The organism is Nitrosomonas sp. Is35 (genome assembly GCF_033063295.1).
Lineage (GTDB): Bacteria > Pseudomonadota > Gammaproteobacteria > Burkholderiales > Nitrosomonadaceae > Nitrosomonas.
This window is the reverse complement of the sequence record NZ_JAWJZH010000001.1, coordinates 2,845,015-2,853,800: the sequence shown is the minus strand read 5'-3', so window position 1 is coordinate 2,853,800 and position 8,786 is coordinate 2,845,015. Positions and strand designations below refer to the sequence as shown.

Sequence of the window (8,786 nt, the reverse complement as noted above, 5' to 3'; positions counted from 1 at the left end):
GCGTACTTAAAAACGGTAATCCAATCTGAAACGAACTGTCCGGCCAGGCTGCCAGAAAGTGTTTTGCCAATTGGAATCTGCTGCCGGATGCAGATAGTTTTCGTTAAATAGGTTATAGATACTGAACGAAGCTTCCAGCCCTTTCACCCGGGGAACATGGGTGACTAGATTGAGATTGGCAAGGACATAGCTATCGGTATTGCTGCCGTCGAGCGTTTTACGCTTGCCGTAATACTGCAATTCATAGCCTGCGTATGAACCGGCAATGAGCGGTATCGGGATGGATACGTTAATTTTCCCCAAGTGATATGGTGAATTAACCAAATGGGAGTTGTGTTGTTCGGCATCCTGGATACCATAGCTGGCGCGCAGCCGGGCTCCAAAATCCCATGTTTTATCGAGCGATAGCTCGGTGCCTCTGGCTAGAACTCTTTTTCCGGTTTGTTGATATTGCGACAGCCCGCTGACCGGATCGGCACCCAGTGCGATGATATTGTGCATATCCCATTGATAAACCGTTGCGCGCAGATTCATGCTGGGCAATGGCAGGTAATCCGCCACAAACTCAGCGGTATCAGCCATTTCGCTATGTAATCCCGGATTGGCCACTTGGTAGGCGCCATCGCTGTAATTGCGCTCGAACGAATTGGGTGCGCGATGCGAGCGGCCGTACAGCGCCTTAAATGTGGTTTTCGGAGTTGCTTGCCAGATAACTGCCCCACGCGGGCTAAACACGCTATCTATCCACTTGTTGTGGTCATAACGCAGTCCCGCGGTTACCGACAAAGTGTCGTTGATGCGCCACTCGTCTTGAATGTAGACGCCCATCCGCAGCAAGGAATTGTGAATCGCGATATTCTGACCGGGATTGTCGAAATTCTGAAAAGTTTGTTTGATGCCGGTGTTGTTCTGATACTCAACACCGAACATTAACTTATGATTAGCGATTGCAGTTGAAAGCAGACGTAATTCGGCGCCGTGCCAATCGCTGGGGCCGGTGGATAAAGTTCTCTCGCCACCATAGACCATCGGGTTATCGTAGCGGTATTGACCGAGAAACAGCCGGCCAAGCACGTTCAACGTATCGTTGGCGAAATGATCGTTATATTGAATTTGCGCATTAAGACGGCGATCGCGCTGAAACTGACCGGTAACTAGCGGATCCGATAAATAAGCGCCCGTTGGATCTTCTTTTTTCCGGTCTCCGTAGATGAAGTCAAATGAAAGCGGGCCGTACGAAGCGCGGGCAAACATCTGTTTGACGTTTTCTCCATCCATGTGCCGCGCCACCCCGGATAGGCCGGAATCACCAAATTCAAAAAACCGGTTTGCTCCCCTGGACTGAAGGCCCGAAAAGGAAATTAATGCATCCGCACCATTATCGAATTGCTTGCCCAAGGTGACGCGTTCTTGCGGCATCAATTCCGCCGTCTGATATGACGCGGAGAGTTCAGTGCCTTTCACGTCGGCGCCCTTGCGGGTAATAATGTTGACCACGCCGAGCATGGCATTCAAACCGTAGATGGTGCTGCCAGACCAAGGAATGAATTCAATCCGCTCAATCAAGTCGATATCGAGCGGGAAATCCCGCCCCGTGGGGCCTTGATCGTAGGTTGCGTCATTGATGCGATTGCCATTGATCGTAATCAGCACGCGAGAATTGAAATCTCCGGGCTGACTAAAGCCTCGGGTGCCCAGGTATTCATATTGATAATCGTATGTAGTGTGAATGCCGGGTAAGCTGGCCAATGCTTGATTCAGCGTGCGCCAGCCATAGGTGCGGATATCCTTGCGCGTAATCACACTGACGGAGGCAGCGGCTTGTTGTTGCTTCTGCTCATATTTTGAAGCGCCCACGACACGGATATTCATTAATTCTTCTATGCTCATCTGCTCTAAATCCTTGGCGGCATAGCCAGGTATCGCTTGGGTGAGAAGCAGGGATAGCAGCAATGCTGTATAGCAATGCATTGTTGTGGGTGTTTTTTGCTTGTAACGCTGCGGGAGCATCATGATGGTGCGCACTTAGAAGCGATAATCCAATCTGAAACGAACCGTCCGGCCAGGCTGCAAGAGGGTATTCTGCCAATTGGTATCCGCGGCTGGGTGCAGATAATTTTCGTTAAACAAGTTATAAATACTGAGTGAGGCTTCCAATCCTTTTACTTGCGGAACATTAGTGACTAAGTTGAGATTGGCAAGCACGTTGCTATCGGTATTGGAGCCATCGAGCGTTTTGCGTTTGCCGTAGTATTGAAATTCAGAGCCGGCCCGCAATCCGGTAATCAGTGGGATGGGCAGGGAAAAATTGATTTTGCCGAGATAATAGGGGGAATTGGGCAGATGGGAATTTTGCTGCTCGGCATTTTGGATGCCGAAGCTGCCGCGTAAGCGCGCGCCCCAATCCCAGGTTTTATCCAGCGACAGTTCTGCGCCCCGGGCTAATACTTTTTTCGATGTTTGTTGATACTGGGACAGTCCGCTGAGCGGATCGACACCAAGCGCAATGAGGTTGTACATATCCCAGGCATAGACGTTCGCACGCAGGTTCAGGGTAGGCTGAGCGAGATAATCCGCGACCAATTCGGCGGTATCGACTGATTCGCTGTGCAATCCGGGGTTCGCGACCTGTGAAATATTGTCGCCATAATCACGTTCGTATGAATTGGGCGAACGGTGCGCGCGGCCATAGAGCGCTTTGAATGTGGCTTTGGGCGTGGCCTGCCAGATTAATGCACCGCGCGGACTCAGGCGGCTGCCGATCCAGTGGTTGTGGTCGTAACGTAAGCCAACGGTGGCGGACAACGTGCCGGTGATACGCCATTCATCCTGCAGGTAAACGCCCAGGCGCATCACGGAGCTTTTAATACGGAAATTTTCATCCGGATTATCGAAGTTTTGGAATGTTTGCGTGATGCTGGTGTTGTTTTGGTATTCGAATCCCGCCATCAGCTTGTGATCGTTAAAGGCGGTCGATAGCAAGCGCAACTCCACGCCGTGCCAATCGCTCGGACCGGTACTCAAGGTTTTCTCGCCGTTGTAGAAGCCTGGCTGTTCATAACTGTATCGGCCGAGAAATGCACGGCCTAGCACATTGAGGGTGTCATTGAGAAAATTATCGTTATACTGAATTTGTGTGTTGAGGCGGCGATCTATTACTGAGGCGCCTTTGGTCAGCGGATCGGTCAAGAACATACCGATTGGATCGTCTTTGTGCCGGTTGCCGTAGATAAAATCAAACGATAATGGGCCATGCGAGGCACGGGCGAACATCTGCTTGACGTTCTCTCCGTCCAAGCGGTGCGCGATACCGGAAATGCCGGTATCGCCGAATTCAAAGAAGCGGTCTGCGCCGCGCGCTTGTAAACCGGAAAAGGAAATGAGCGCATCGGCGCCATTATCGAATTGCTTACCCAATGTGACACGCTCTTGCGGCATGACTTCCGCGGTTTGGTAAGAGGCGGACAGCTCGGCGCCTTTGATGTCGGCGCCTTTACGGGTCACGATATTGACTACGCCGAGCATGGCGTTCTGACCGTACACGGCACTGCCGGGACCGGGAATGAATTCGATGCGTTCAATCAGATCGATATCGAGGGGAAAATCGCGTCCTGTCGGTCCTTGGTCGTAGGTAGCGTCGTTGATGCGATTGCCATTGATGGTGATCAGCACGCGCGTATTGAAATCTCCCGGCAAGCCAAAACCGCGCGTACCCAGGTATTCATATTGATAATCGTGGGTGGGATGAATACCCGGCAGACTTGCCAAAGCTTGATTCAGCGTGCGCCAGCCATACGTTCTGATATCCTTGCGCGTGATGATACTGACAGCGGCTGCGGCTTGCTGTTGCTTTTGCTCATATTTGGCGGCACCGACAACGCTGATGTTCATCAATTGTTCCAGGCTCATCTGTTCCAGATTCGATGATGCGAAAACTGGAAATACCGGTACAAAGACCAAATAAAGAAGTAAGTATCTTCTTACGTCAGAATTTTTTCTGGAAAAAAGGAGTTTTGGCAGAGCAAACACAATCGGCAGATTTAATTCTCAAATCATGGAATTTAAACATGGGGAGTTGAGTATCAAAATGAAGAGAAGTAGGATTATTCTTATCTTAATCCAAATATTCAATAAAAATCTGTATAGAGAATATGGATTTATGCTGAATGGAAGCGGTGGATGAATTAGGCTTGCTATTACTGATGTACCTCGGTGGCAAGGCGCAGCAATTGGGAGCTTAAGTTTAAGCCGGCTTTCCTCGCCCGGTTTAAGTTTGCTTCAAATGTGATTTTGTCATCTTTAACATTCATGTTAAGTACAACACCTTGTTCACTTACCCCAGGACTATCCGCCACGGTTAGAACCGGTTTGTCTTTGATGCTATTGATCACGCCCGCCAAATCGCCAATCGCGGAGCGGGAGATGAAAACAAGCTGGCATTGATCGAGACGATCGGTCGTATTCATTCTATGGATGATTACTTTGCGCTCATTGACATTCTTTTTCTGCATCAATGAATCGAAATCCCGGTTGAAAGGATCTTTTCCATAAATGCATAGATTAAAGTTATCCATGCTGCGCTCGGGCCACGATGTGAAAATCGCGAAGTTATACAAGAAAGCCGCTTTCAACATGTACTCGCCCGATTCATCCGCGTGCGCGTTCGATGCCAAAGCAATGCTGGCACTGCATAGCAGCAAGCCGAGTTTTGCATAAGCCATTCTGCGTGCGAACAGCCTGCATAACCGGTGGATGAGTAGCTTGAGCGTTGCCGTCATCGTGCGATATTGTTAGAAACGCAACGTGAACCGGCCAAAAACGCCGCGCTGAATTTGTACTGGCATCGTCGGGATCAACTCCGGTGCGAACTCCTGATGGTGTGACTGTAACAAATTCTGCCCGATTACTGATAGTTCCATATTTGCTTTAGGCTTCCAAGCTAAGCGCAGGTCCAGCGCTTGGTAGCTGGCCACCTTCAGTCCCGGTAATTTATCGATATGGCGGAAAAAGGCATCCAGTTCAACGTTCCTGACCAGATCCAGTTGAGTGCGTAGGGTGAATTGATGTTTGGGATCTTCGCCCGATTCGGCTTCTTGATCCAGCGGTACCCGGTTCCTTACTTGTAGATGGCTATAACTGGGCATGAAGCGCAAGCGATCAAAGGCATTCCACTGTCCATAAATTTCAAAGCCAAAAATGTGGGTGTGGCGCTGATCGGTGATTTGAATAGTATCCGCAGTTACAGTTTTTTCACTGGTCGAATTTGTGTAGTCATTGAAGAAACCGGCGATATCCACTGACAAATCCGAAGTTATTTGACGCCGGTACCCGGTTTCAAATCCCCATAACGTTTCGGCGAGAAGGTGAGGATTGCTGATGAGCCGGATAAATTCCGCGCCATCCCGGATCAATTGGTTGCCGTCGCGTTCAAAGCGGGATGGCAAGCGGATGGAACGGGTAGCGGAAGCCCAGATTGACTGTTTGGCATCGGGAGTCCACAACAGCCGCGCATTCGGTAAGAAATTTCCGTGCGAATAGGTGTTGTCGAGAAATTTAATCCCAGTGGTCAGTTTTAACCGGTCTTCCACCAGAGGAATATCCGTTTGCGCGAAAACATTGCCGGTTTGTAAGTGGCGTCTTGCGGGATCAAAAGAAATCGGCAAGCCTACACCCAAGTGATCCGTTGTCCAGCGATAACCGCCACCCCAGACGATATCCTGCTGAATAGGAACGAAAGGAATTTGTAGCGGAAAACGATGTTGGAAATCCACATCGACGGTTTGGCGGGTTTCCTGGAAAGATAATTCGTTGCGATGCGTGCGATCATAATAGACTTGCAATGCGGTATTGGAACGCTCGCCGGTGGTGCGCTGCCAGCGAGCCAGTGCATGCCCGCCGGCTAGATTGGCGTCTTCCGCGCGAATAGTGGCGGATTCTGGATCAGCGGGGTTGGCGAAAGCCGTATTCTGACCGGCTTTACCACCGTAGTACTGACCTTGAAAAGTCACGGCATTGCTGTCGTTGACATCCCAATCCGCGCGGAAACCTACCGTTCCCATGCGCCAGCTATCGTTGGCCCCGTTCGGACTGAAGCTGTTGTCGCGAGTAAACCCCTTGGTAAAGAAGCGGTAGAAAAAACTGTCGCCGATTTTTCCGCCGTGGCGCAGCGTGGTGAATCCTCGCTCCTCGCTTCCACCGCCCGAGGTGATTAAATTACCTTGTGTGGTTCTGGCATGCTTGGTGATGATGTGGATGGCGCCATTGGCGGCATTGGCGCCCCAGATGGTGCCGCCCGGCCCGCGGATGACTTCGATGCGTTCGATATCTTCCAGCGGAAGATCCAGTGTTTCCCAGAATGTTCCGGCAAACAACGGAGAATAGACCGTACGGCCATCGATCATGACCAGCAAATCATCGGCAAAGCGGCCGCTGTATCCGCGTGAGGTTACCGACCATTTGTTTGAGTCGATGCGCGCCACGGATAAGCCGGGCGCCATGCGCAGCAGTTCAGGAATGCTATTGGCGCTGGCGCGGCGGATATCTTCCTGGGAAATGACAAAAACTGCCGCAGGTGTGTCGCTCAAGGTTTGCGGCTTGCGTGAAACGGTTGATATTTTCGTGCTCATCAGTTCGGCCAGCGAGGCGTCGGAAATATCTTGCTTCAATGGCATATTTTGCGCCGTGATTGCAGTGCTCGTAACTGAAAATAAGAGAGAAAACAGCAGACGAAGCCAAGCTAAGCGCGTTGTTTGCTTATTGGAAGTCGCGATCATGAATGAATGTGCTGGGTGTTTTTGTAAGAAATTTCTTGCGCGCAAAATCATGAGAGTCAGGATTGTAGTCCTGAAACTTCTTCTTAACAACTTGGAATAAACGGGAAAACGTGCGTTAGTTTGGCGCTATAAGAGTGGCTGTGCCGGTATTATGTGCGTTCGTTTTCCAGCAACCCCAGGAATCCTCCCGATTGATGATTCCATAATTGCGCGTAGAGCTGATTGTTGGCGATGAGTTTGGCGTGGCTGCCTTGCTCGACAATCTGACCCTTGTCGAAAACGATGAGCCGATCCATTGCCGCGATGGTCGACAGGCGGTGCGCGATCGCGATGACGGTTTTACCTTCCATCAATTGATACAGACTTTGCTGAATACCGGCTTCCACTTCGGAATCGAGCGCCGATGTGGCTTCGTCCAGTACCAGGATGGGTGCGTTCTTGAGCAATACGCGGGCGATGGCGATGCGTTGCCGCTGCCCGCCGGAGAGCGTTACGCCGCGTTCGCCGACGTGCGCATCATAGCCGGTGCGGCCTTTGATGTCGCGCAATCCCAGAATGAATTCATGCGCTTGCGCTTGTTTGGCGGCTGCGATCATTTGCGCATCGCTGGCATCGGGCTTGCCGAATAGAATGTTGTCGCGCACCGAGCGATGCAGCAACGAAGTATCCTGCGTCACCATGGCGATATTGGCGCGCAAACTATCTTGCGTGACAGTGCGGATATCCTGCCCGTCGATGGTGATGCTGCCTTGCTGGGTATCATAAAAACGCAGTAACAAATTGACGAAAGTCGATTTGCCCGCACCCGAACGGCCGACGATGCCGACTTTCTCGCCCGCGGCGATATGCACACTGAGACCGGAGAAAATACGCAGCGATTCGGATTGTTCCGGGTGATACGAAAAAACGACACGGTTAAAATCAATCGCGCCTTGCGCTACGATGAGTTCCTTGGCATCTGGCGCATCCGTGACCCGCTGCGGTTTGGAAATGGTGTTGATACCGTCTTGCACGGTGCCCATGTTCTCAAACAACGCATTGACTTCCCACATGATCCAATGCGACATGCCGGTCATGCGGATCGCTAAGCTCATGACAATTGCAATCGCACCAGGACCGATACCGCCTTGCAGCCAGATTGCGAGCCCCAGCGCGCCGGTGGCGAATACCATCAGCATATTGATGGTCCAGACGCTGAAATTCAGACCAGTCGCCAAACGCATTTGCGGATAGACCGTGGCCATGAATTCTTCCATTCCGGCTTGCGCGTAGGCCGATTCCCGCTGGCTTTGGGAAAACAATTTAAGCGTCAGAATATTGGTGTAACTGTCGGCGATGCGTCCGGTCATCAACGCGCGCGCATCCGCTTGTAAAGTGGAAACGCGTTTTAAGCGCGGCACAAAATATAGCAGTATGCCGATGTACAAAATCAACCAGGCTACGATCGGCAAACACAGATACGGATCGGCGTTGACTACTAACAATAGAGTTGTGGCCAGATAAATGATGACGAACAAAATGACATCGAGCAGTTTTAGCACAGTTTCGCGCACCGACAAGGCGGTTTGCATGACTTTGGCGGCAATCCGTCCGCTGAATTCGTGTTGAAAAAATGCGTAGCTTTGGTTGAGCAGGTAACGATGCGATAACCAACGCACGCGCATCGGGAAATTGCCCATTAGCAACTGGTTGATCACTAAAGCGTGCGACAGCACCAATAAAGGAATCCATACCAGAATGAAGATCGACATGGCCAGCAGCGTCGGCCATTCGCTCTCAAAGAAGTGTTCAGTTTTATGCGCCGCGAGCCAATCGACCATTTGCCCGACCAGACTGTACAGCATTGCTTCACTGACTGCTAACAGAGTAGTCAGTAGCGCCAGCAGTACCAAATAACGCTCGATGCCGCGAATGTAGTGGCGGCAAAATTGATACAGCCCCTGCGGCGGTTCGGCGGGGTGCTCCGGCGGGTACGGGTCGATCAGACGCTCGAAGAAGCCGAACATGGTTGCG

The 8,786-nt window shown here is 51.2% G+C and carries 5 protein-coding genes; all 5 read right to left on the bottom strand.

The window, feature by feature from the left end; translation table 11 throughout:
- Positions 1 to 6: 6 nt before the first annotated feature.
- The gene (locus R2083_RS13325) at positions 7 to 2,013 is read right to left on the bottom strand and encodes a TonB-dependent receptor plug domain-containing protein (RefSeq protein WP_317538716.1); all 2,007 of its coding nucleotides are present in this window, start codon (positions 2,011 to 2,013) and stop codon (positions 7 to 9) included.
- A gap of 12 nt (positions 2,014 to 2,025) precedes the next feature.
- The gene (locus tag R2083_RS13320) at positions 2,026 to 3,891 is read right to left on the bottom strand and encodes a TonB-dependent receptor plug domain-containing protein (protein ID WP_317538715.1); all 1,866 of its coding nucleotides are present in this window, start codon (positions 3,889 to 3,891) and stop codon (positions 2,026 to 2,028) included.
- 305 nt (positions 3,892 to 4,196) lie between these two features.
- The gene (locus R2083_RS13315; RefSeq protein ID WP_132424180.1) at positions 4,197 to 4,721 is read right to left on the bottom strand and encodes a YfiR family protein; all 525 of its coding nucleotides are present in this window, start codon (positions 4,719 to 4,721) and stop codon (positions 4,197 to 4,199) included.
- A gap of 69 nt (positions 4,722 to 4,790) precedes the next feature.
- Entirely contained in the window at positions 4,791 to 6,671 is a 1,881-nt protein-coding gene (locus tag R2083_RS13310; RefSeq protein WP_317538714.1) for a TonB-dependent receptor plug domain-containing protein, read from the bottom strand.
- 251 nt (positions 6,672 to 6,922) lie between these two features.
- Positions 6,923 to 8,779 carry an ABC transporter ATP-binding protein gene (locus R2083_RS13305; RefSeq protein ID WP_317538713.1) on the bottom strand — a complete coding sequence of 619 codons (1,857 nt, stop codon included), beginning with the start codon at positions 8,777 to 8,779 and terminating at the stop codon, positions 6,923 to 6,925.
- Positions 8,780 to 8,786: the final 7 nt, after the last annotated feature.

Bases quoted from the DNA above. Each gene is read 5' to 3' on its own strand.
- R2083_RS13305 (WP_317538713.1), bottom strand. From the start codon at position 8,779: ATGTTCGGCTTCTTCGAGCGTCTGATCGACCCGTACCCGCCGGAGCAC.
- R2083_RS13310 (WP_317538714.1), bottom strand. From the start codon at position 6,671: ATGCCATTGAAGCAAGATATTTCCGACGCCTCGCTGGCCGAACTGATG.
- R2083_RS13325 (WP_317538716.1), bottom strand. From the start codon at position 2,013: ATGATGCTCCCGCAGCGTTACAAGCAAAAAACACCCACAACAATGCAT.
- R2083_RS13315 (WP_132424180.1), bottom strand. From the start codon at position 4,721: ATGGCTTATGCAAAACTCGGCTTGCTGCTATGCAGTGCCAGCATTGCT.
- R2083_RS13320 (WP_317538715.1), bottom strand. From the start codon at position 3,891: ATGAACATCAGCGTTGTCGGTGCCGCCAAATATGAGCAAAAGCAACAG.